Here is a 22064-nt window from a genome sequence, read left to right as displayed (position 1 = left end):
CACCGCATGAAAAACACCAAGGCGGAGAGCGCGGTCAGCGCGATGATCTGCGCCACGTGGTTGGGCGTGGTCAGTCCGCCGAGGAAGACAGCGATGAGCACCTGGACCGCCACTGCCAGGGCCCCGGCGAGAGCGGTGAGCCGTGGCCCGGCGAGGGAAGCGGTCAGAGCGGGCGCGACGACCAGCAGGGGGCCCAGATGGATATCGCGCCCGGTGTAGATGTCCAGCGCGGCGATCGTCACAATCAGCACGAACGGGACCGCCACCAGACCACGGCCTGATGGTGGCTCCAGGAGGTGATCCCACGAACGTCGCACACCCATATACCCTTTATGCTCCATCGATGGCGCACTCCCAGCCAGCCGACGAGCACGGGTCTTCTCTCAGCCTTCCTGCGGCGGCCTCATTCTCTCCGTCCGCTGGCCCTGCCGTGACTACCGATTTCGGAAGTACGGCTCCGGCACGCGCCAGTCGAAATGATGGGTACATCCGTCCAGCCTTCGGTTCTGGCCCAAAGGGAGGGCCGGTCCGGGTCGATCTCGGCGAGCTGGCGGATCCGCTGGGCCGTCAGCCGCGTAGCTTGGCTTCTTCCAGGCGGTCGGGCATCTGTGCGGCCGAGGTGGATCAAGCCCGCCCAGTCGATCGAGGTCCGTTTCGGGACGTCTCGGGCCCGGGGCCGTCGGCGTCGCGCTCTACCGCGTCGCCGACTCGACACTCTGCCCACCACGCGCACCGAGGTCGGCTGGAAGCAGCTGCGCAGCGTCGGCAAAGGCCGGCCCCGCTCGCCTCCCTTCGTCCGGCACCGGAGGCGACACCGGTCTGAACCGGCGACCACCGTAACGCGGCGCAGCGGCACGATCACGCCTCTGCCCGGGAGGGGGCGAATGAGGAGGGACCTCTCTCCTGCAAAGAGAGGTGTCGCCGCCGGGGCGGTGCTGACCCAGGGGGTGTGAACTGCCCTGACACCGCCGCCCGCGCCGAACCCCGGCAACCTGTTGGGTGCCTCGTTGCGTAACCCGTTGCGCGACTCGTAAGCACCACCGTTGCGCAACCCGTTGCACAACCCCGGCCGGACAGCAGCCCTGCCCGACACGCCGAACGGGACGAAGACGGCCGGATGTCCGGGGCCATGGCCAAGTCGAGATGGTGCCGACGCCTGCTGACCTGATTACTGACCCGCCGCTGCACTTCGCCGACGCCACCCAGACCCTCCGTACAACGCTAGGCGTTCTGCCCACGGACGTCACGCTGATGAACCTCTGCCGACTTTGACGCTCGCGAAGCTCCCGCCACTGATCAGCAGCGCGGTAACGGCAGGGCTGTCCTGATGGACGGGCCCCGCCGTTGGCACAGGTCGGTTGGGTTACCGGTGGTCGTGGCGCTCGCAGCGCTCGTCGTGCTTGTGGCGCTTGATCTTGGTGAGGTCGGTGGCGGTGTGGGTAGTGGTGTCGCCGCCTCCCATGGCGGTGGCGGTGTTCGTCACCTGGGCGTGGGCCCTGCAGGAGACGTCGACCTTCAGGGTGATGGGAGGGTAGCTGCTCCCGGCGGGGAGGACGTCGCTACGGGTGCAGGTGAGGGTGCTCAGGGTGCAGTTCCATCCCGCGCCACGGATGCTGTCGGCGCTGAGCCCGGCGGGGAGGGTGTCGTGCACGGTGACCATGGTGCCATTGGTCGGGGCGGCCCCGGCGGCGTTGCCCACGGTCATGGTGTAGGTGCCGTCCCGTCCCTGAGTGACGTGCCTGGTGTGGGTCTTGGTGATGGTCAAAGACGGGACCGTGTAGGAGATGGTCACCTGGCCGTTGTGGTTCGCCGTCCCCATCGTCGAAAGCGCATAGTTCGTGCCGGTACCCGTGGGGGCGGTGAAGCTGCTGCCCCCACCACCACCGCCCCCACCCGCCGAGGTGCCCCTTTTGTTGACGGCGCCGCTGCCGCCGCCCCCGCCGGCGAAGTACCCGCCTCCACCGCCCCCACCACCAGCGATGGCAGTGGCGGCGCAGCCGCCGCCGAAGTTGCCCCCGGTGCCACCGGTACCGACCGTGGCACCGGAGAACCCGCTCCCCGGCCCACCGTTCGTGACCGCACAGAATGGAACGGTGCCGGCGGCCCCGCTGGCACCGCCGGTACTGGTGCTGGTGCTGCCACCGCCCCCACCCTGCCCCGGCGAAGCCCCGGGGCCGGTGGCACTTCCCGCGGTACCGCCGGTGGCATCCGGCGTTGTCCCGCCGTTGCCTCCGTTCCCTCCCGCAGAGCCCGCTCCGGTGCCGCCGGCGGCACCGCCGCCCCCGGCGACCACCAGCAAGGAGCCGCCCGTACTGATGCTGGAGGCCCCGCCCCCACCCGGACCTTCAAAATGAAAACCACTGAGCGGAAAACTCCCACCTGGGACGCCGCCGTTGAACCCGCCGGCACCCGGCGTCCCGGTGCCGTTGCAGCCTTTGCCGCCGGTACCGCCGACGTCGATGGTGAAGGTCGTCGGCGCGGCGGTTTGCGGGAGGGTGGTGACCACCCGCGCCCCCGTCCCGCCGGTCCCCGTGACGGAACAGGGGGTGCCGGTGTTGTCGGCGCCGCCGGCGCCGTCCGCGGTGATCGTCACCACCGCCCCCGCCGGAACCGTCAGGGTCTGCGGAGCGCCGGTGAAGGTGAAAGTCTGCGACGGATCAGCCCTCTGCGCCTGCACTGGCACGGCCCCCACCGGCGCGGCGGCCACCGGTGGGGCCGTGGCCGCCAGCAGCGCCATACCGGACAGCAGCGCGCTCCCCACCGGTACCACCCCCACACCGCGCGCTCCACGCCGTCCACCCGAGCCGACCGGATCGGACGCACCGACGGCACCGACCGGGACCGTCCCACCGACCAGGGTCCTGTTGAACACGGCCACGGGCCACCGACGGCTGACCCGATACCACGACGGATCGCCCTGTCCACGAGTACGAGTTCTCATTCGCGGGTTCACCTCTCCTCACGGCAGAGCGCCCCGCACCCCTCACGCGACAAGACGCAAGCACGACAGGACACCTGACGAAAAATCATGACAAACCAAAATTAGATACCCCGATCTGATCACTTCGAGGTAGCGAGGCAATGAGAAACCTCGTGTGCCGTAGCGCCCCACGCGAGCCGACGGGAGGGACGAGTCACATCATCGGCCCGGTCACCGCCATGCGTGGGCGCATGCCTGACGAAGCAGGTGTGGGCGTGGGAAAGTTGAGGCGGCGGACCGTTTCCTGGGTCTCGCCGGGGAGAGCGGGAGCCATTGGGTCGTTGAGGGTCGCCGGCCTAGATCATGCACGCCCGCCGACACGCCCGGGACTACGAATAGCTGGTCCAGCGCGCGGAGTCGCTGATCACCTGGGCGGCAATCACGCTGATGATCAGGCGGCTGACCCGCAAACGGCCCGGTTGGGCGACGCCGAGCGCCGAGGACGCGACTTGATCGTTCCCATTCCGCCCGTCGGCAGGCGCCGTGGGCTTGCCACGTCGTCGGTGGCGGGGCTTGCCCGGGTCAGATGCGGACGCGGGAGAGCCGGCTGCCGCCCTTCTGCGCAGCGGCCTGTTCCCCGAACTTCCGCCCGCAGTCCGTGCACACGGGCCGCCTCGCCTCCCGTGCCGCAGCTTCCCGTTCCTCGCGGCGACGCTGCTCTTCCCGAGCGACTGTGCGGCGGCGGGCGAGGGCGGCGTCCCGGCAGGGGCCGCCGATCGCGCCCAGCAGCGACCGACGCTCCTTGCGGCCGAAGCACCAGAACGCCGGCCCGGCCGGGCCGTGCTCACGCAGCAGCTCCAGCGTGGTCGCCACGATCGGGATGCAGCCGTCGTAGGAGTGGAAGCCATCCTCGCTGTCCCAGCGGCCTTGCCAGTGGGCGCGGGAAGTCGGCGGCGACCTTCGCCATCCAGCTCCTGGCGGAGCGCTTGCCGACCTGGTGGAAAACGAGCAGGACCGGAGGGTGCACGCGCTCGCACCCCTCCGAGGCGGGCGCGGACCAGCGGGTGCGCCACAGCGGCATCTCGATACCGTCGGTGTCCCCCCGCCGCGGTGCGTACGCCGTCCCGAGCGGGCTGTCCCGGGCGTTTTGATCGTGCGGGTGGCGCCCAGCAGGAGGCGGGTCGGTCCACGCAGATGACCATCGCACCCGGACAGGTCCTGACGCTTGCCCGCTCGGGCCCCCGGGACGGTCGGCCCGGGGCGTGGCGGGCAGGTCGTGCCCGCCGGTATCGGTCACCGTCCGGTCCGGACGGACCCTGCTGTGCGTGGTCACGTTCGCCGGTCAGCCACCCTTCACACGGCCTCCCTTGGAACCTACGACAGGCCACATGTCAAGCATCGACTTGCCGACACTTCCCGGCGCCCCACCCCCACAGCGGGTGAGTAGACGTCAGAAGATCACCTGCAAGGGCTAATGGCCATTCAACCCCACACATGCAGCCTATATTTGACGGTCAGTCAGTTCCTTTTCGGGGCGGCGTGAAGGAGCTCGGCATACCCGATCAGCCCCACGAAGCCGGGGTCCCGAATCGCTCGATATGACAGCAATAAGGGGTGTTAGTACGTTCAATCACGCACCGGCTGTCACAGCGGGACTGTCTCTGAGTCCGAGAAGGAGAACAAGCGACATGATCATGACCCGTTCCCAAGCGATCGCCACGGCCGTCGCAGCCGCCGCAGCACTGACCGCGACCGGCATCACCTACGCCTCCGCCGTCCCCGCCCCCCAGACCCAGGCCCAGGTGGCCCCGGCCGACATCTCCGCCCAGGCCCCCACGGGCGGCGAGGGCGGCAACAACGGCAAGGGCAACGAAGGCAAGGGCAACGAAGGCAACGAGCGCCGCGGCAACGAGCGCGGGGGCAACGAGCGCGAGGGCAAGCGCCACCACTTCGAGGGCAGGATCCACATCAACGAGCGCGAATTCTCCGGCCGCCCCGACGGCTGCATCACCGTCGTCAGCGGCCTGGGCGCCAAGAGCTTCAACATCCGCAACGACAGCCGCAACGAGGTCGAGGTCTTCCGCGGAGCCGTATGCGACAACGGCGCCCCCATCGCCACCGTCGGACCGTGGAGCACCGCCAACAACGTCCGCCCCAAGGACGAGGACGAGAACGAGGACTTCGACAAGGGCGAGCACCACGAGAAGAAGCACCACGAGAAGATGAACGACGGCGTGAAGGTCAAGAACGGAGTCATCGCCAGCTTCCGCGTCATCAAGCGCCACCACGGCGAAAGGGGCGGATTCGGCGAGGGCGGCGACTTCGGAGACTTCGGAGACTTCGGCGACTACTAAAAACCAGCAACCACCCCCTACACAAACCGGAGAACCCCGGCCCGCCGGAATCGGGCCGGAACCCCCCGGCCAGACACACAACGACACACAACGACACACAACACAGAATCCCGGCCCGCCATAACCGGGCCGGGATTCCCGTCCAACCCCCCGCCCCACCACATCCCTCCCCAAAACAGCCACCCCCAGACCACGAAGGCACGCAAAGCCATCGACAAGAGCGGTACACAGCCGTCAGCGGGCATGGAACCGACCCACGCGCAGCACCTCAGCGAGCCCGGGCTTGTCGTCCTCGACCTCACCGCAGCCGACGAAGCAACCGCCCACGCGGTCATGACCGCACTCGAACAGCAGTGGGCCACATCAGGGATCGGGCCCGTGCGGAAAGTGCCCGGTCGGCCAGGAGTCAAAGCACGCATGTCAGCCAGGACTCTCGCGCGGACGCCTGCTCTGGACGAGGACGGCCAGCACGTTGCCATCCGGGTCGGCCGCGCGCCACAGGCACGCCCACTCGCCATTGACCTCGACGAAGACCTCGTCCAGGTGCCGCCCACCGGTCCAGCGTGATCCTCGGCGCCCCGTACATTCCTCCCGATGCCTCGAAGAAGTGGGGAGGCGAACGTCCGGTCAAAGGGGGTTCTGCCACCGTCAGGCGGAGCGTCCGTCAGCGGGCAGTGAATACCGCTCGACGGATCCACCCGGGACGGGGCATGCTCCGCCCTCGTGACGACGCAGAAGCAGCACCTGGTCCAGACCGCCGCCCGCAACAACGCCGAGTGGTGCGCGGCGATGAGCCGATCGCACGACGTGGCGAGCAAGTTCGGGACACAGGCCTGGGCGGCCTCGACCCGCACGCCGCTGTACTACCCCGACGCGGTGACGCTGGTGCCGGGTGCCGACCCGGCCGCGCTGGCAGAGCGGATCGACATCACCGCGCCGGGCGCCTCCGTCAAGGACAGCTTCGCCGACCTCGACCTGACGGAGGCCGGCTTCCAGGTGCTGTTCGAGGCGCAGTGGATCCACCGCCCGGCGAGTGCGCCCGCCATCACTTCGGAGCTTGCCTGGGATGTGGCGGGTGACCCGGACATGTTGCGTGCCTGGGCGCTCGCCTGGGACGGCGGGGAGGGCAGCGCGGGCCTCTTCCGGCCCGAGCTGCTCGACGACCCGGCCACCTTCGTGCTCGCCGGACAGTCACCTGACGGCCGGGTGATTGCCGGAGCGGTGGCGAGCCGCAGCGACCATGTGGTCGGAATCTCCAATGTCTTCGCCCTGGACGGCGGCCCTGACGCGGCCTGGCCGGTCGTGCTGGACGCGGTGCACCGACTGTTTCCCGGCCTGCCCGTGGTCGGCTATGAGCACGGGCAGGCTCTGGCGGCCGCCGTCCGCCACGGCTTCCAGCCGGTCGCTCCGCTGCGGATCTGGCTGCAGGGCTGAAGATGTGCGCATGCCCGCGAAGGCCGTCCAGATGGGAATGGCCTCGGCCATCAGGGCGGGGTCGTGCCGGACGAGCTATCGCCCGTTCTCGCCGGCCGCCGCGGGCACTGGGCGACCTGCGGCCTGAATGGAGGGCGACCCGCTGATCGATGTCTCACCATTCTGGGGCGGGGATCGCGTCTGTGTCGTCTTCACCGCCGCAGAGGCTTCCACGGCTCCATTTTCAGCGAGACCGTACTGACCGTGGGAAGCGGGTCGACCAGCCCGGCCGTACCCGCGTCGGACGGTGAACTCCACAGAAGGGCGTGATACCCCGTCCGTATGCCGCCGCAGGTCCGCGGCGGCGCACGGACGCATCACCAGGTGATGCGGACCTGCACTGTGGCCGGTGTCGGCGCGGTGCCGTCGGTCAGCCGGAAGCCCGGGGTGATGTTCTGTTATCCCGCGGCGACAGCGGGCGTCGCGGCCACGGCGGTACTCTGCGAGGCGCCCTTACGGGTGCCGTTGATCCCTCGGCGCAACCGTTCGACGCCTATGCGGCCGCGACGGACGGTGCGGGAGCGGGCCGAAGACCTCGGCCCGCTCCCGGCAAGGTCAGCCGACGGCCTGAGTGCCCGTCACCTTCAGGTGTCGGACGCGGCCGGCGTTGTCGAAGGATCCGAAGCCCACCCGGCCCGAGGCGAAGACCGGGTCGGTGGCCGTGATCAGCGGGTTGCGGCTGCCGTCCAGGTAGACGGCGGTCTCACCGGTGTCGGCGCAGTGGGTGAGGCGCACCTTGTGCCATCCGTCGTCCTTGATCGCCGGAGGTGCGCCGAAGGTGCCGTTCCACTGGTCATCGATGCGCAGCCGGTCGGCGTCGTTGACCGTGAACAAACCGTTGTGCGGGTAGATGCTGTTGTCGCTCGACAAGTGTGCGTACTGGAACCGGGTGTCCGACTGATAGTCCCAGATGAGAATGACGTCACGGTTGGTGATCTCGACGGGGGTGTCGATCCGCACCTCCGCCTCGACGGTGACGGAGGAGTAGCGCGGGCCGGAGGTCAGGACGGCGTACTCGAAGGGGCGCCGCGGTCCCGGGCGGGCGACGCCCGGCTCGGCCAGGATCGTCTCGCGTTCGGTGTACGCCCACTTGGCCGGGGTGACCGGCGCCCAGTTGTCGGGGCCGGTGGTGTGGGTGGTGGGGGTGTTGCCGATCTCGCAGTCGGCGAAGGTGCGGGTCCCGGTCACCTTCCAGACCTTGCCGTTGGCCTTCGAGACGATGTACAGGCCGCCGCTGCGGTCGGAGCCGAAGCGCAGGTCGACACGCTGGTCACCGGCGAGGTCGCGCATGGTGACCGTCTTCCCGGTGGACTTGTCGAAGAGCATCAGCTGCTCGAGCGGCGCGAGGTCGCCACCGCGGCGCATGTCGTGGGTGTCCGCGGCCAGGATCCGGCCGTCCACGAGGTCGCCGAAGATGTACTTTCCGCGCAGCGCCGGCGCGTCCTTGCCGCGGTAGACAAAGCCTCCGGCGATGGCGCGGCCCACGTCGGACCGGCAGTTCCAGTCGGGTCCCGGGTCGTGGTCGTAGGCGGCGACCGGATAGGTGTAGCCGTACTGGGCGTCGTCGGCGGGGAGGGGAAGGATGCGGGCGCACGGGTCGGTGGTCTTCTTGTCGAATACGAAGGGGCCCTCGCGTTCGCTCCAGCCGAAGTTGTCACCGGCCTTGACCTCGTACACCGACTCGATGGCGTGCTCGCCGATGTGGCCGAGGTACATACGGTGGCTGCCGCCCGCGTCCCAGCTGAAGCGGTGCGGGTCCCGCATGCCCAGGGCGTAGATCTCCCCGAGGGAACCGGGCTCACCGACGAACGGGTTGGACGCGGGGATGCCGTACCGGCCGTTGGCGCTGTCACGTCCCGCGGGGTCGATCCGCAGAAGTTTGCCGTGCGGGAGTGTCAGGTCCTGCGGTTCGCTGTTGCCGACGCCCTGCCCTCCGTCGCCCACCGCGAGATAGAGGAGGCCGTAGTCCTTGTCGTGGGGCTTGGCCGTCGGGTTGAAGTCGATCTGCTGAATGCCGTGGACCTGGCCGGTGAAGCCGATACGCAGCACCTCGCGGTGGGTGCCGTGGAAGACGTCCGCGGTGGGGTCGTCGGCGGTCCACTCGGTGATGATGCCGTGATAGGTGAGCGTGCCGGCCTGCTGGTAGTCGGGGGTCTCGGTGGCCTGCGAGGCGAGCTCGGTATGAATGGTGTAGAAGCGCCCGTTCGCTGCGAACTCCGGGTGGAATGCGGCGTAACCGAAGCCCTGGCCGAGACCACGGCCCGAGAAGAAGTGCGGGAACGCCGCCTTGACGTCCAGGTAGGGGTGCGGGGTACCCCCGGAGGTGCGTGTCGCGGCACCGGGGTCCGTGAGGTACAGGGTGCCGTTGAGGTCGGGGGTCGCCATCCGGCCGGAGCCGTCGGGAAGTTCATTGATGGTGTTGATCCGGGCGTGGCGCATCAGGCGCGGGTCCGTCGGCGCCGGGACGGGTTCCGACTTGGGGAACTGCGCGAACTCCTGCAGGACGAGGCCCGTTCTGGACTGGACGGGCTGCTGCGGAATGGGGTCGGTCAGGGCGGCTGTCGTTGCGCCGGCCTCGTCGGCATGGGAGGGCGCTGCGAGACCGCCCAGGGCGAGGACTGCGACGACGGCCACAGCCGCCCAGCTCTTTCGATATGTACGTCGTGACGCCATGCGGATCCCTTCGAGTTGATATGACAAGGAGGTAGGAAAAGGACGATCCAGGGACGAGAACGGTCAGCGGCCCCGCGTCATGCGCCGGTACTCCGCCGCCACCGCTCCGGCCGGCACCGGACGGTCCAGGAACAGGAGGTCGTCCATGCGGCAGTCGCAGGCATTGCTCTCCCGGGTGTTCTGGGGAAAGCTTCCGCCGATCTTGATGCCGCGAGGATCGGTGGGCGAGGCGCGGTGGGGCGCCGGCGTGGTGGCGAGTTCCCAGGGGTCGCCCGGTGTGACGTAGAAGCCGTCCAGGGGCTTACCGTCGCGGTAGAGGGCGAGGGTGCCGTCACGGAAGTCGAACGTCGCAGCCAGGTGGACCCATGTGCCGCGGGGCAGCAGTTCTTCCCAGGGAGCGGTGGCGGCGAATGTCTGGGAGGCGCCGCTGTCCAGGCGTCTCCCCAGCGCGACCAGCTTCAACTCACCGTTGACCTGGATGAGTTCGAGCAGCGCTCGCACCGCGTGACCGTCAGATGTTCCGGACAGTACGCCGGCCAGCCCGATCGCGTTGTAGCGGTCGCTCGGGTTGGCCGTGTTGGAGTTGAGGGCGGGATTGTCGCCCGTCATCTTGAACCAGCCCATGACGGTGGCGCCCCGGGCACTGTTGAACGCCCCGAGCGACGACATGCCTTCGGCGTCCCAGGTCCCGGCCTTCCAGTCGTCGTTGCCCGCGGTGGCCGGGTTCTGCTGGCGTACCTGCAGGGCGGGCGAAGCGCCCGGGTACGCCTCGTCTCTCACGCGCATCGCGGAACCGCCGTTGATGAGGCTGAGCGTGGTGCCGGAACGTCCGATGTCCTGCTCGCGGCCCGGGTCGGCGGGGTCCGGGTGTCCGAAGTCGTACGCCACCACGGCCTGGGCCCGCAGCGGAGTATGGGCGGTTGAGGGGCGGGCCGCCTGGGCCGGAAATGTGGCGGCGGCAAGCGAGGCGGTCGCGGCGAGCGCGGCGACGGCAAGTGAGTAGCGTCTGGTGCGGGGCGGTGTCATGCAGCCTCCCAGCGGCAGCGAAGGGGCAGCCGATCGGGGGTTCCCGATCGGCAGAAAGCGCTTTCGTTCGCGTGCGGGACCATGTAACTCCCTCGCGACGCCCCTGACAATGGGCGTGTACTCGCCAAATTTGGGGGACCCGATCCGGCGGCGGCACGGACTCCTTGCCGACAGGGATGCAGCCCGCGAGCGGCCCTTCAAGGCACAGATACCAAGCAGCTCACGGCGGTTTGCGGACGGCTCGCCCCGAGTCCGGGCGGGTACGGCGGGTGGGTAAAGCGGTCTGGTGGGTGACCACGCGGGTGCCGGTCCGCCCGCTGGACAGCGTCGCCCCGGCCGCAAGTCGTCACTGCAACCGCCGGTTGATGCGGAAGGCGCATCAGACGGAGTATCGCGCGCAGGAGATGAGAAGTGGAATCGGCCTGCTTCGAGATCAAGAAAATCGCTGCTCGGCCGACGCGTACTGCGCTGTCGGACCTGGCGGGGCATCGCCCAGGAGGCCTCCCCCGACGTTTGTCAACGCCGGTGGCGAGCAGACGCCACATCGCGATGGCGGCCGCGACGAGAAGACACCGCCACCGATCCGGACCGTCAGGACGGGCGACTGAACGAAGAGGAAAAGGCCCGCCCGGGCCGGTGGCAGCACGCAGGTGAGGATGCGGATCGTGCGCTCGCGGCCGCGTACGTCGTCCCGGTCGAGCGCGCCGATCAGGCCCGGCGGGTCGGTCCACGAGGCGCCGGTGATCTCACGGGAGAAGGAGTTGGCCGCTGGTCATCGCAGTGACCGGTTGAAGCTGGAGGCACAGGCAGCCCTCGGGCCGGGCGGTGCTGCTGGTGGCGCACCGGGAGAAATGCACGGATGAGAATGCTCTGCCCGAGAAGTTACCGGGAGGTCTTTGACGTTGTCCGCCCGCCCGGCGGGGCGGTCACAGCAGCTTCTCGGATCTCGACGGGCGGTCCGTACTGCCCGCCCGGCGGGGCGGGCGTGCGGTCGGTGCCGTGGTCGGTCACGGGATCTCAGCCGAAGGACTGGGCACGCGCCTTACCTACCAGGGAAGTTCACCCGGTCGGCGACCGTGATGAAAGTTATTGACAGGCGGCAGGGGAGCTGATGTAACTAACTTCCATCCAGGAAACACTCCCGTCCGGATGGCATCGATGACGATGGAGGGGGCACCGTATGACCACCCCTGTGCACGACCCGGTCGAGGGGACCGCCAAGCCACCACGATCGCGCAGGGCGTTGGTGGCGGGGTCGGTGGGCAACTTCATCGAGTGGTACGAGTTCGGCGTCTATGGATATTTCGCCACCGTCATCGCCGCCAACTTCTTCACCCCCGACGGCGGAAGCGATGCCGAGGCGCTCGTCAAGACCTACGCGTCCTTCGCGCTCGCCTTCTTCTTCCGCCCGGTCGGCGCGGCGGTCTTCGGCCGCGTGGGCGACCGGATGGGACGGCGCCCCACACTGATCCTCGTCATCTTGCTGATGACCGGCGCCACCACCTTGATCGGCCTGCTGCCGACGTATGCCACGCTGGGTGCCGCGGCGCCGTGGCTGCTCACGCTGCTACGCATCCTCCAGGGCCTGTCCGCGGGAGGGGAGTTCGGCGGCGCCGCCTCGATCATGACGGAGTTCGCCCCGCCGGGCAAGCGCGGCCTGTACGGGGCCTGGCAGTCCTTCACGGTGGCGCTCGGTCTGCTCGCCGGAGCGGGCATGGCGGCGCTGCTGGCAACCGTGCTGACCGAGCCCGAGCTCAACGGGTGGGGCTGGCGGCTGCCGTTCCTGTTGACACTGCCCCTGGGGCTCGCCGCCCTGTGGCTGCGGCTGAAACTGGAGGAGTCCCCCTCCTTCCGGCGGACTCGGACCGGGACCTCGGATGCAGGAGGCCACCCGCAAGCGGTGGTGCCGGCTCCCGCCCCCGCACGTGAGGTGGCCCTGGCCATCGCACTCGGTGCCGGCCGGCTCATGGGCTGGTCAGCGGCCGGCTACACCTTTCTGGTCGTCATGCCGTCCTACCTGCAGAGCACGCTGAACGCGACGTTCCAGCAGGCCCTGGTCGCCACGGTCCTCGCCAACCTGGGCTTCGCGGCCTCCATCATCCCGGCGGGCTCCCTGAGCGACCGGATCGGCCGACGCCCGGTGATGGTGGCCGGGGCGGTGCTCGTGGCCGTCCTCGCGTTCCCCCTGCTGCACCTGTTGCAGAATCATGCTGCCTCGACGGCCGCCAAGAGTCTCGCGGTCTTCGTCGCCGGCGCCATCGTCGGCCTGATGGCGGGACCAGGGCCCGCGATGCTCGCCGAGATGTTTCCCACCAGTGTCCGCTACACCGGCCTGGGTCTGGCGTACTCACTGTCCAACGCGGTCTTCTCCGGATGCGCGGGACTGATCATCACCGAAGCGATCCAGCGGACCGGCAACATCGACATCCCCGCGCACTACGTGGTCGTGACCTGTGCCGTCAGCACGCTCGCCCTGCTCACCCTGCGGGGCGACAACCACCGTCGCGCGTTGCGCGACTGACAGCCCGACGGACCGGGAGAGAGGTGTGAGGATGCGGGTCATCGGGCTGATGTCGGGGACTTCCCATGACGCGGTCGACGCCGCCGCGGCCGACCTGACGCTCCAGGGTGACAGCCTGCTGCTGACGCCCCTTGGGATGGTGAGCGACCCCTACCCGGCAGAGCTGCGGACCGCCCTGACCGCCGCGCTGCCGCCTGCGGCGACCACGATGAAGGACGTGTGCCTGCTCGACACCCGGATCGGCCAGGCCTTCGCCGCGCTGGCCGCCCGGGCCGACCGGGAGTTGTGCGACGGTCGCGCCGACCTCGTCGTCTCGCATGGCCAGACCGTCTACCACTGGGCCGAGCAGGGCCGGGTGCACGGCACGCTGCAGATCGGCTCGCCCGCCTGGATCGCCGAAGCCACCGGCTGCCCGGTGGTCTCCGACCTGCGCTCCCGCGACGTCGCGGCCGGCGGCCAGGGAGCACCCCTGGTGAGCGTCGTCGACGTCATGTGGCTGCGCGGGCGGCCCGGCAGGCCCGCCGCCTTGAATCTCGGCGGCATCGCCAACCTCACGGTGGCCGCCGCAGCGGGTGATCCGGTCGCCTTCGACACCGGCCCGGCCAACGCCCTCGTCGACGCGGCGGTGCACGCCCTCACCAACGGCCGGCTGGACTACGACCAGGACGGGGCGCTGGCCGCGCGGGGCAGCGTCGACGCCGACCTGCTGCAGCGGCTCCTCGACGAGCCGTACTATGCGAAACCGCCGCCCAAGACGACCGGCAAGGAGTTGTTCCACTGGCCCTACCTGCGGGCTGCCCTGGTCGGCCGTGATCGGCTCCCGACCGAGGACGTGGTTGCCACCGTCACCCGGCTCACCGCCCGCACGGTCGCCGACGCGGTCCGCTGCGCCGCGGCGAGCGAGGTCATCGCCTCCGGCGGCGGAACCCGCAACCCCACCCTGATGGCCATGCTCCGCACCGCACTGCACGACATCCCGCTGCGGTACTCCGACGACCTCGGGTTGCCGTCGGCAGCCAAGGAAGCCTACGCCTTCGCCGTCCTGGGGTTCCTGACCGTGCATGGACTGACGGGGACGGTCCCGGCGTGCACCGGCGCCCGCCGTCCCAGCATCCTGGGCTCGATCACGCCCGGCTGCCGGGGTCTGCGCCTGCCGGAACCCGAGGTCATCGCACCCGTGCGCCTGCGCACGGTAACGGTCTGACGTCCGTGCGCCGGGCGGACATCCCGTCATGACCCCGACGAGAGACGTTCTTGTCGAGCTCGGATTCTCAGGGGGCGCTCCATGACGTTGAGGCAGGGAGCGAAGGTGTGCGGTCCCGGTCGGCGACTTCAACGCCGGGGCGAAGGCTCCGGAGCCGGCGCCGCGGTGTCAGCAACTGCGGGGCCCCGACCCGAACGGAGTGGAACGTACCCGGCGATCAACTCGGACAAGCGCATCGTTTTCTTGACCGTCTCCACCGTGGCTTCGTCGGTCTCAGGGAACAGCGGTTTGTCAACGGGTTCCGGAGTCGGTTGGTGATCACTCGGCTCGTGATCACCGAGCAGAAGTGACGGCGCTGTGCGTGGGGGCGGCGAAGAAATGGGAAGGCGGGAACCGACGGGACGTTGGCAGGATGTCCGAGCTCAACACCCGATGGGATAAGGACCCGACGGCTATGGGTCGTGCCATCACGTTGATCCGCTCCGCTTCCCTGTCCGGGTTCACATCGCTGCACGACCTGGCCGTCCGTGCCGCCCCCACCGCGAGTACCGGTCCGAGGCGGCGTTGCAGCCCGGACCGTGTGATCAGGACAGGGAGGAGATGAGGGCGACCATGCGTGCGCTCGCCCCACGGCTCGCCGGCGCCGGCTCCGCGGCCAATGCGAGATACCGGCTGAAGGCTTCGTGGCTGTCGGGGGTGAAGCGCCACTCCAGCAGGGCCGACCGCAGCTCCGGCTCGGTCAGCCAGCCATGCCAGGCGACCTCATCGGGATCGGCGGCCACGGCGTCCGGCACCACGGCTTCGTGCACGCCGAGCCAGTGAGGGCTCAAACCGCTGCGGTTGAGGAACGTGAACAGCAGGCGCGGCAGCACACGAATGCCCAGCTCTTCGGCCAGCTCCCGCGCGGCGGCCTGTTCATAGGACTCGCCGACATCCACGGCGCCACCGACCATGACCTCGTAGAGCCCGGGGAAGCGCGACAGCTGCTCCGACCGCCGGTGGACGAGGATCCGCCCACGCTCATCACGACACACCGTCACGGCGACCCGGTGCAGCCAACCCTCCCGGATGGCCTGCCGGCGGCTGACCACCACCCCCAGCACACGATCTTGACAGTCGACACGCTCCACCAGTTCATCCACGACGCACACCCTGGCAGAGCCCACCGACAACGGGCTCAGCGAAGTTAGTGGGGGTCGGGCTGGCACAGCGCTCCACTTGGCCATTCGGAGACACGGCCGTCTCGGCCCGCCCCACGGCTGAGTCAGCCCGGCTTGACCGCCAGCGTCGCAAAATAGTTCGACATGTATTGAGCGGATGCGTTGGATTGGTGCGGCGCTTCCGCGAAGCCGGTGAGGACGAACCCCGCGGCGAGTTGCCCGCCGATCTGGTCGGTGAGGGTGTGGCTGTATTCAAGAGGGGCATCCGCGCCGAACTTCGTGGCGCGTTCCTCGGCGGAGTACTGCGTGACATCGCTGTAGGGCAGCTTGTGCACGACGATCAGCTCGCCGCGCTCGTCGAGCGCCTCGTGGTCGAACAAGTACACATCAGGGTTGAGGAAGCCCACGAGCAGAGTTCCGCCCGGTCGCAGGGCGCGGAAGCACTCACGCCACACCGCTGCCAAGTCTGGTACGAATAGGTTAGAGACCGGATGGAATACGACGTCGAATGTTGCGTCGCCGAAGGCGCTGAGGTCGCGCATGTCGCCTAGGACGGTGCGCAGCTCGAGTCCGTCGCGCGCCGCCACCATCTGGTCCTGGCCGAGCTGGCGGGGTGAGTTGTCGAATACGGTGACCCGCGCCCCTGCGGCGGCGAGGATCGGACCCTGCTGGCCACCGCCGGAGGCCAGGCACAACACGTCCTTGCCGGTCAGGTCCGTCGGCAGCCAGGAGCGGTCGACTGGCTCACGCCCGATGAGAACAATCGACCAGTCGCCCATGCGGGCGCGCTCGACATCCTCAGCACTCACCGGCCTCGACCACTCGTTACCCTCTTGGACATACTTGTCCCAGGCTGCCCGATTGTGGGCAACCGGGTCGACAACAATGTCCTGCACGTTTAACTCCCTGCTACAGCCAAGCGGACACCTGCGGTACTGACAGTTCGGTGCCGCTAGCCAACACGATTGCAGGGTGCGGGCTCAACGAAATTAGCGGGCATCGAGGTGTCCACGGGCTCGACGGGTGGTCGCGCAGCGGGTGCGTAAGCGCTGGTTGCCGGGGTTGCGGAAGCCGTAGGCGTCGCGGGCGATTGTCTTGATGACCCGGTTGGTGCCTTCGGAGCCGGCGTTGGTGATCCCGGTGTGCAGGAACGCAAGGATCTCTGGCCACCATGTCTCGACGGTTGTGGCTAGGCGCTGCAGTTCGGGAAGGTCGGCGTCGGCGCATCGGCGGTAGAACCGGTACAGCAGATCGCGGACCTGTTCCCGGTCCGGGCGGGTCCGGGCGGTGGCAAGCAGGTGCAGGAGGTCTTCCTTGGCGTTCCACGCGACGGCGATCGGCGCGCCGATCACCCTGGGCAGGTTGGACAGCTCGTCGAGGAGAGCATCGACGTGCTCGCCGCGCATCCGGGCGGCGGAGCGGGTGAGCCGGTTGCGCAGTTCCCGCTCGCGGTTGCCCTTGCGGCCGCGCCGGCCGCGGTGGGTCACGGTGACCCGGCGGCGGACCTCGGTGAGGGTCTGGTTCGCCAGCTGCACCAGGTGGAAGTGGTCCACGACCAGGGTGGCGTGCGGCAGGACCCGGCGGATCGCCGACTTGAAGATCGTGCACATGTCGATCGCGACGTACTGGACCGCGTCGCGCCAGGCTTGGTCGCGGTCGGCCAGCCAGGCGATGACCGCCTGGGCGGTGCGGCCTTCGACCTGCCCGAGCAGGCCCTGCTTGCCGGACAGGTCGACGAAGCCGACGTGCCAACGGTCCACGGCGGTCTGCCGGATCCCGGTGGCCTCGTCGGGGATCCATCTCGGCCGGCCTCGGCGGATCTCGTCGATACCGAGCGCCTGCACCGGCTCGGGCTGGGCCGGCAGCACCGCCCGGGCGTGACTGGTGAACGCCGCCGCAACGATCGGCCAGGAGAGCGCATAGTCGCGGGCCGCCTGGACGACCGTGCGGCCCTGATCGGCCACCGCCGCCCCGGCCGCAGCCCGTAATCGTGTGGTTAGCCGCTTACGTGGCGGTACTGGCGGGACCGACTCGGTGAACGAGCGACGCCGGCACGCCAGCTCGTCGCAGCGCCAGCGGCGCTTGGCCCACACCAGCCGTGGTCGGCGGCCACCGACCGATAGGGTCACGCGGCCGGGTCACCCGCCGGCCCTTCGACCGCCGCGCCCGGGCGCCGCAGTCTGGGCAGTGGCGTGCCCGCTCATCAGCGGTGACCAGGTGCACCACCGGCCCGTCGGTGTCGTCGGCGACCCCGACCGCGGCCAGGCCGTCAGGGCCCAACAACCGCGTCGTATCGTTTGCCACGTCCGTAGCTCTTCTGTTGTGATCATCTTGCTTCGACAACAACGTGATCTACGAGGGCTGCCGGCATCTATCGGTCAGGGTCCACAGTGGAACCCCGTCCGGCGCTCAAACCCCCACCAATTTCGAAGAGCCCGACAACGCCGCTTCCCGGCGACCCGTGGAGGGCGTCCCGAGAGCACCTGCACCAGGAGGCCAGACGCGGTTGACGACAGATGTCGTGCAAATACGACACCTATCGTGCTCAGGCTCAGGTGACAGTCTCCGCTGAAAAGTGCCAACCTCCGCTGAAATTCTCAGCGGAGGACAAGGCAAGGCGGTGCCGGCTGCTCCTTCTCATTCGGCCGGACAGGTCGGGTTCGGGTATCAGCGGTCCACGGGGAGGCCGCCCTGCTGCTTGATCGGCTTCATGATGATCTGGGAGTTGACAGCGGTGGCGCCCGTCAGTGCGGTCAGCCGTTCGATCCACAGCTTCTCGTAGGCCGCCAGGTCGGCGACGGCGACACGAAGCAGGCACCCGGGACTGCCCATCAGCCGGTACGCCTCGACCACGTCGGGGATGGCCAGCACTTCGTCCTCGAAGGCGGCGACCGACCTCGTGTCCCGTTCGATCGACACGAGCACCTCGAAGCCCCGGCCGACCGCCTGCGGGTTGACGATTGCGCGATAGCCCTCGATCACGCCGTCCTGCTCCAGCTGCCGCACGCGCCGCATGCAGGGCGATGCCGTGAGGCCCACCCGTTGGGCGAGCTCCTGATTGGTCAGCCGTCCATCGTTCTGGAGCTCACGCAAGATATCCCTGTCGATCTGATCCATGTCGCGATTATCCACCGCACCCAGCCTTCTCGTCGCAGGCATTAGCAAGCCGATTGCGACGGTTTCGCCGTAATCTTGCGCATGGCGCCAGCCACTCCCCCGCACCCTTGGAACGGATACCTCCATGCAGCCTGCCCCTCGGACGCCGAACGGCTTCGGGACCCGAACCGAGCACGACCTGCTCGGCGAGCGGGACGTACCGGCCAACGCGTACTACGGCATCCACACCCTCCGGGCGGTGGAGAACTTCCCGATCACCGGGACCCAGGTCTCCACGTCCCCGGATCTGGTGAACGCGCTGGCCTGCGTCAAACAGGCGGCGGCGATGGCCAACCGTGACCTCGCCCTGCTGGAGGACGGCAAGGCGGACGCGATCGTGGCGGCCTGCGAGGAGATCCGCGCCGGACGGTTCCACGACCAGTTCGTCGTCGACGTGATCCAGGGAGGAGCGGGCACGTCCACCAACATGAACGCCAACGAGGTGGTCGCCAACCGCGCTCTGGAACTCCTCGGGCACGCCAAGGGCGAGTACCGGCTGCTCCACCCGCTGGAGGACGTCAATGCGGGGCAGAGCACCAACGACGTGTACCCGACCGCTGTGAAGATCGCCCTCTACTTCGCGGCCCATGGTCTGCTGGAGGCCATGGCTGAGCTGCGGGACGCCTTCTCCGCCAAGGCGACGGAGTTCGCGGATGTCCTGAAGATGGGGCGCACCCAGCTCCAGGACGCCGTGCCCATGACGCTCGGTCAGGAGTTCGCCGCGTTCGCGGTCATGCTGGAGGAGGACCGCGGCCGGCTGGCCGAGGCCTGCGAGCTGATCCGCGAGATCAACCTCGGCGGCACCGCCATCGGCACCGGCCTCAACGCACACCCGGCCTACGCGGCCACCGCCTGCGCCCACCTCGGCGCGATCACCGGCATACCCCTGGAGGTCGCGGGCGACCTGGTCGAGGCGACCCAGGACGCCGGCGCATTCGTCCAGTTGTCCGGCGTGCTCAAGCGGATCGCCGTCAAGCTCTCCAAGACCTGCAACGACCTGCGGCTGCTCTCCTCGGGCCCGCGCACCGGTCTCGGAGAGATCAACCTGCCCGCAATGCAGGCGGGTTCGAGCATCATGCCGGGCAAGGTCAACCCGGTGATCCCGGAGGTGGTCAACCAGATCGCCTTCGAGGTCATCGGGAACGACCTGACCGTCACCTTCGCAGCGGAGGCGGGCCAGCTCCAGCTCAACGCCTTCGAGCCGGTCATCGCCCACAGCCTGCTGAAGAGCCTCGCCCACCTGCGGGCCGGCTGCCTGACGCTTGCCGAGCGCTGCGTCGCCGGGATCACCGCCAACCGCGAACACCTCGCCGATCTGGTCGCGCACTCCATCGGTCTGGTCACCGCTCTCAACCCGCACATCGGCTACCAGAACGCCACCAGCATCGCGCAGGAGGCGCTGACCACCGGCGCCTCCGTCCACGACCTGGTACTCCGCAGGGGACTGCTCTCCCCGTCGGAGCTCGGCGAGATCCTGCGCCCCGACAACCTCGCCCGCCCCCACAGCAACTGACGGATGGATGAAGGAGTAACGACCTCACCCGCGATGGAGAGTGGATCAGCGAGCGGCGTCATGCGGCTTCGAATCCAAGGCGGAGGAGGGAAGCGACGCGGAGCGTCGTTGACCGACGACAACGCCGGAGGCGGAGTCGCAGGGCGTCGGGAGCCCGCTCCCTATCGCGGGTGAGGTCGTAACCACTGGCGAGGGTCAAAGTGAATCTGCTGCGAGGTTCGGCCCTCTGCTGTTCGGCCTTCGCGCGGGCACCTCTTCGGCCTCCTGTCGCACGGCCCGTTCGGCTTCGGCTGCCCGAGCGCTCACCGCGTCCACGCACGGCCCGCGCAGGCCATCGTTCCGGTTGCCCGGGGGCCGCCCCCAGCCCCGTACCGCCTTCCAGCGGTCGTCGGTGAACTTCGCCCCGCAGCCGGTGCACACCGGTCGGCGTGCCTCACGCTCAATCGCCCGGCGGCGCGTCTCTTCCTTGTCGGCCTTCGCGGCCCGGAGGCGGTAGAGGCCGTCGCCGTCGGGGGTGCCGAGCGCGTCGGTCGCGGTTTGCCCGCCGCCACCTGGCCGCCGCACCGCCCGTCGCGTACGAGGGGCAGGTGCGGTCGAGCCCGTTGGAAGCGCGGAGACCGATCCGCCGGCAGCGGACGCGTAACGGGGTCCATGAGGCTGTCAGGTTCCAGACATGCCGGTTTCAGACAGTGAACGACAGTTCTTGATCCGGTAGTTGGGCTTACAGACTGGGCGTCGCCGTTGGATGCCCTACCGGGCACCCTCGAAAGGAGACCCCGTGAAGAAGACCCTGTCCGTGGCAGCGAGCCTGGCGATCGCCGCGGCCTGTGGCCTTGGCATGGCACTTCCCGCGCACGCCTCTGACGCGACCGGCGTCACGACTGCGGCGAGCCGGTCGCTGCAGTCCTCCATCGACACCTCCTCCATGGATCCGCAGCACCAGGCCATCGTCGACCGGATCCTGGCCAAGCTGCCCGCCGACTGGGAGGCTCGCCTCGACGCTGCCAAGGCCAAGTACGGTCTGAAAGGCGAGGAGTGGCAGCAGATCCGCGACAGCGCGATCAACCCCGGCGACTACCAGTGCCAGACGACCGATCTGTCGAAGTACGCCAACTCCCTCCTCGATGGCGCCCAAGACCCGTGGACCATCTTCATCCTTTCGCTCTTCGGCGGCTTCGACATGCCCACCTACGACGCGCTGATCTACGGCAAGGAGTCGTCGTCGAACACGTTCGGCGTCAAGGGTGAGTACACCCAGCAGCTCAACTCCGAGATGAAGAACCTCAAGCGCTTCTGGGACATCGACTCGGCGCGCATCGAGCTGATCCCCATGCACGGCGCGGACGTCTTCACCAGCCCGGACCGGCTCGCCCGCACGCTCGCCGTGCTGTACGGCGGCACGCCCGAGGAGAACCTCGACCTGGCCGACATGCTCATCGAGCTGGTCGGCTCGGAGCCGGTCCTTCAGGGCGGCGCCAACCCGATCTTCACGTTCAACGCCTTCGCCTACAGCGAGAAGGACGACCCGGAGCCGCTCGGCATCACAGACCGGATCATCATGGGTGACGGCATCCTGCAGGGCATGAACACGGTGAACCTGGGCGACGTCGCGCCGCGCGGCATCCTGGGCCACGAGTTCGGTCACCACGTCCAGTACCAGAAGAACCTCTTCGAGAGCGACCTGACCGGCCCGGAGGCCACCCGCCGCACCGAGCTCATGGCCGACGCGTTCGGCACGTACTACCTGACCCACTCCCGCGGCGAGTCGCTGAACGCCGCCCGCGTCCTCAAGTCCGAGAAGTCGTTCTACCAGGTCGGCGACTGCAGCTTCACCAGCTCCGGCCACCACGGCACGCCCAACCAGCGGCTCGACTCGGCGACCTGGGCGGCGGGCGTGGCCAACGAGGCGCCGAACCAGGGCCACATACTGCCCGCCCTCGCGTTCGACAACCTCTTCGAGGCCAAGCTGCCCGACCTGGTCAAGCCGGACAGTAAATAACAGCCACCCCCACACCGCGGGGCGATGAACGCCTGAGCGGCTGAGGACCCGCGGCAGGGCGGTCC

Annotated in this window: 16 protein-coding genes and 2 pseudogenes; 7 read left to right on the top strand and 11 right to left on the bottom strand. The window is 68.9% G+C overall.

All coding sequences use genetic code 11. The annotated features are described in order from the left end of the window. The 3 genes and pseudogenes from ACFU8Q_RS22180 to ACFU8Q_RS22170 form a co-directional block, all read right to left on the bottom strand. Positions 1–251, bottom strand: a pseudogene (locus ACFU8Q_RS22180) (serine/threonine-protein phosphatase); the annotation flags it as partial. A gap of 1112 nt (positions 252–1363) precedes the next feature. Beyond that, positions 1364–2776: a hypothetical protein gene (locus ACFU8Q_RS22175; RefSeq protein WP_384456605.1), complete on the bottom strand. Its 1413-nt coding sequence runs from the start codon at positions 2774–2776 to the stop codon at positions 1364–1366. Between the two features lie 726 nt (positions 2777–3502). Continuing rightward, positions 3503–3793, bottom strand: a complete 291-nt coding sequence (locus ACFU8Q_RS22170; protein ID WP_384456602.1) for a hypothetical protein — start codon at positions 3791–3793, stop codon at positions 3503–3505. 815 nt (positions 3794–4608) lie between these two features. On the opposite strand from ACFU8Q_RS22170, the gene ACFU8Q_RS22165 reads away from it, so the two are divergent. Both ACFU8Q_RS22165 and ACFU8Q_RS22160 read left to right on the top strand, forming a co-directional pair. After that, on the top strand, positions 4609–5274 hold the full coding sequence (locus ACFU8Q_RS22165) for a hypothetical protein (protein WP_384456600.1): 666 nt from the start codon (positions 4609–4611) through the stop codon (positions 5272–5274). A gap of 243 nt (positions 5275–5517) precedes the next feature. After that, positions 5518–5688, top strand: a pseudogene (locus ACFU8Q_RS22160) (DUF6207 family protein); the annotation flags it as partial. 6 nt (positions 5689–5694) lie between these two features. Here the strand turns inward: ACFU8Q_RS22160 and ACFU8Q_RS22155 are convergent. Beyond that, positions 5695–5775: a hypothetical protein gene (locus tag ACFU8Q_RS22155; protein ID WP_384456608.1), complete on the bottom strand. Its 81-nt coding sequence runs from the start codon at positions 5773–5775 to the stop codon at positions 5695–5697. A gap of 222 nt (positions 5776–5997) precedes the next feature. Between ACFU8Q_RS22155 and ACFU8Q_RS22150 the strand changes: the two genes are divergently transcribed. Beyond that, the gene (locus ACFU8Q_RS22150) at positions 5998–6708 is read left to right on the top strand and encodes a hypothetical protein (protein WP_384456596.1); all 711 of its coding nucleotides are present in this window, start codon (positions 5998–6000) and stop codon (positions 6706–6708) included. Positions 6709–7302: 594 nt separating this feature from the next. On the opposite strand, the gene ACFU8Q_RS22145 is transcribed toward ACFU8Q_RS22150, so the two are convergent. Next, entirely contained in the window at positions 7303–9381 is a 2079-nt protein-coding gene (locus ACFU8Q_RS22145) for a PQQ-dependent sugar dehydrogenase (RefSeq protein ID WP_384456593.1), read from the bottom strand. A 102-nt stretch (positions 9382–9483) separates the two neighbouring features. Beyond that, positions 9484–10446 carry a hypothetical protein gene (locus ACFU8Q_RS22140; RefSeq protein WP_384456591.1) on the bottom strand — a complete coding sequence of 321 codons (963 nt, stop codon included), beginning with the start codon at positions 10444–10446 and terminating at the stop codon, positions 9484–9486. A gap of 1180 nt (positions 10447–11626) precedes the next feature. On the opposite strand from ACFU8Q_RS22140, the gene ACFU8Q_RS22135 reads away from it, so the two are divergent. Next, positions 11627–12967 (top strand): MFS transporter, encoded by a 1341-nt coding sequence (locus ACFU8Q_RS22135; protein ID WP_384456588.1) that lies wholly within the window; start codon positions 11627–11629, stop codon positions 12965–12967. A gap of 31 nt (positions 12968–12998) precedes the next feature. Next, positions 12999–14171 carry an anhydro-N-acetylmuramic acid kinase gene (locus ACFU8Q_RS22130; RefSeq protein ID WP_384456586.1) on the top strand — a complete coding sequence of 391 codons (1173 nt, stop codon included), beginning with the start codon at positions 12999–13001 and terminating at the stop codon, positions 14169–14171. A gap of 584 nt (positions 14172–14755) precedes the next feature. Here the strand turns inward: ACFU8Q_RS22130 and ACFU8Q_RS22125 are convergent. The 4 genes from ACFU8Q_RS22125 to ACFU8Q_RS22110 all read right to left on the bottom strand — a co-directional run bounded on the left by ACFU8Q_RS22125 (position 14756) and on the right by ACFU8Q_RS22110 (position 18448). Beyond that, positions 14756–15313, bottom strand: a complete 558-nt coding sequence (locus ACFU8Q_RS22125; protein ID WP_384456583.1) for an NUDIX hydrolase — start codon at positions 15311–15313, stop codon at positions 14756–14758. A 122-nt stretch (positions 15314–15435) separates the two neighbouring features. Further along, a complete protein-coding gene (locus tag ACFU8Q_RS22120; protein WP_384456580.1) occupies positions 15436–16227 on the bottom strand; it encodes a class I SAM-dependent methyltransferase in 792 nt (263 codons plus the stop codon). Between the two features lie 93 nt (positions 16228–16320). Next, entirely contained in the window at positions 16321–17460 is a 1140-nt protein-coding gene (locus tag ACFU8Q_RS22115) for an ISL3 family transposase (protein WP_384456577.1), read from the bottom strand. A 538-nt stretch (positions 17461–17998) separates the two neighbouring features. After that, positions 17999–18448 carry an Lrp/AsnC family transcriptional regulator gene (locus ACFU8Q_RS22110; protein ID WP_384456574.1) on the bottom strand — a complete coding sequence of 150 codons (450 nt, stop codon included), beginning with the start codon at positions 18446–18448 and terminating at the stop codon, positions 17999–18001. Positions 18449–18572: 124 nt separating this feature from the next. On the opposite strand from ACFU8Q_RS22110, the gene aspA reads away from it, so the two are divergent. After that, a complete protein-coding gene (gene aspA / locus ACFU8Q_RS22105; protein WP_384456571.1) occupies positions 18573–20000 on the top strand; it encodes an aspartate ammonia-lyase in 1428 nt (475 codons plus the stop codon). Positions 20001–20195: 195 nt separating this feature from the next. Here the strand turns inward: aspA and ACFU8Q_RS22100 are convergent, their stop codons facing one another. Continuing rightward, positions 20196–20564: a hypothetical protein gene (locus ACFU8Q_RS22100; RefSeq protein ID WP_384456568.1), complete on the bottom strand. Its 369-nt coding sequence runs from the start codon at positions 20562–20564 to the stop codon at positions 20196–20198. A 214-nt stretch (positions 20565–20778) separates the two neighbouring features. Here ACFU8Q_RS22100 and ACFU8Q_RS22095 point away from each other — a divergent pair, with 214 nt between their 5' ends. After that, on the top strand, positions 20779–21999 hold the full coding sequence (locus ACFU8Q_RS22095; RefSeq protein ID WP_384456566.1) for a hypothetical protein: 1221 nt from the start codon (positions 20779–20781) through the stop codon (positions 21997–21999). Positions 22000–22064: the final 65 nt, after the last annotated feature.

The sequence above is a fragment of the Streptomyces sp. NPDC057543 genome (assembly GCF_042801895.1).
Classification (GTDB): domain Bacteria; phylum Actinomycetota; class Actinomycetes; order Streptomycetales; family Streptomycetaceae; genus Streptomyces.
This window is presented reverse-complemented; position numbering and strand designations above follow the sequence as displayed.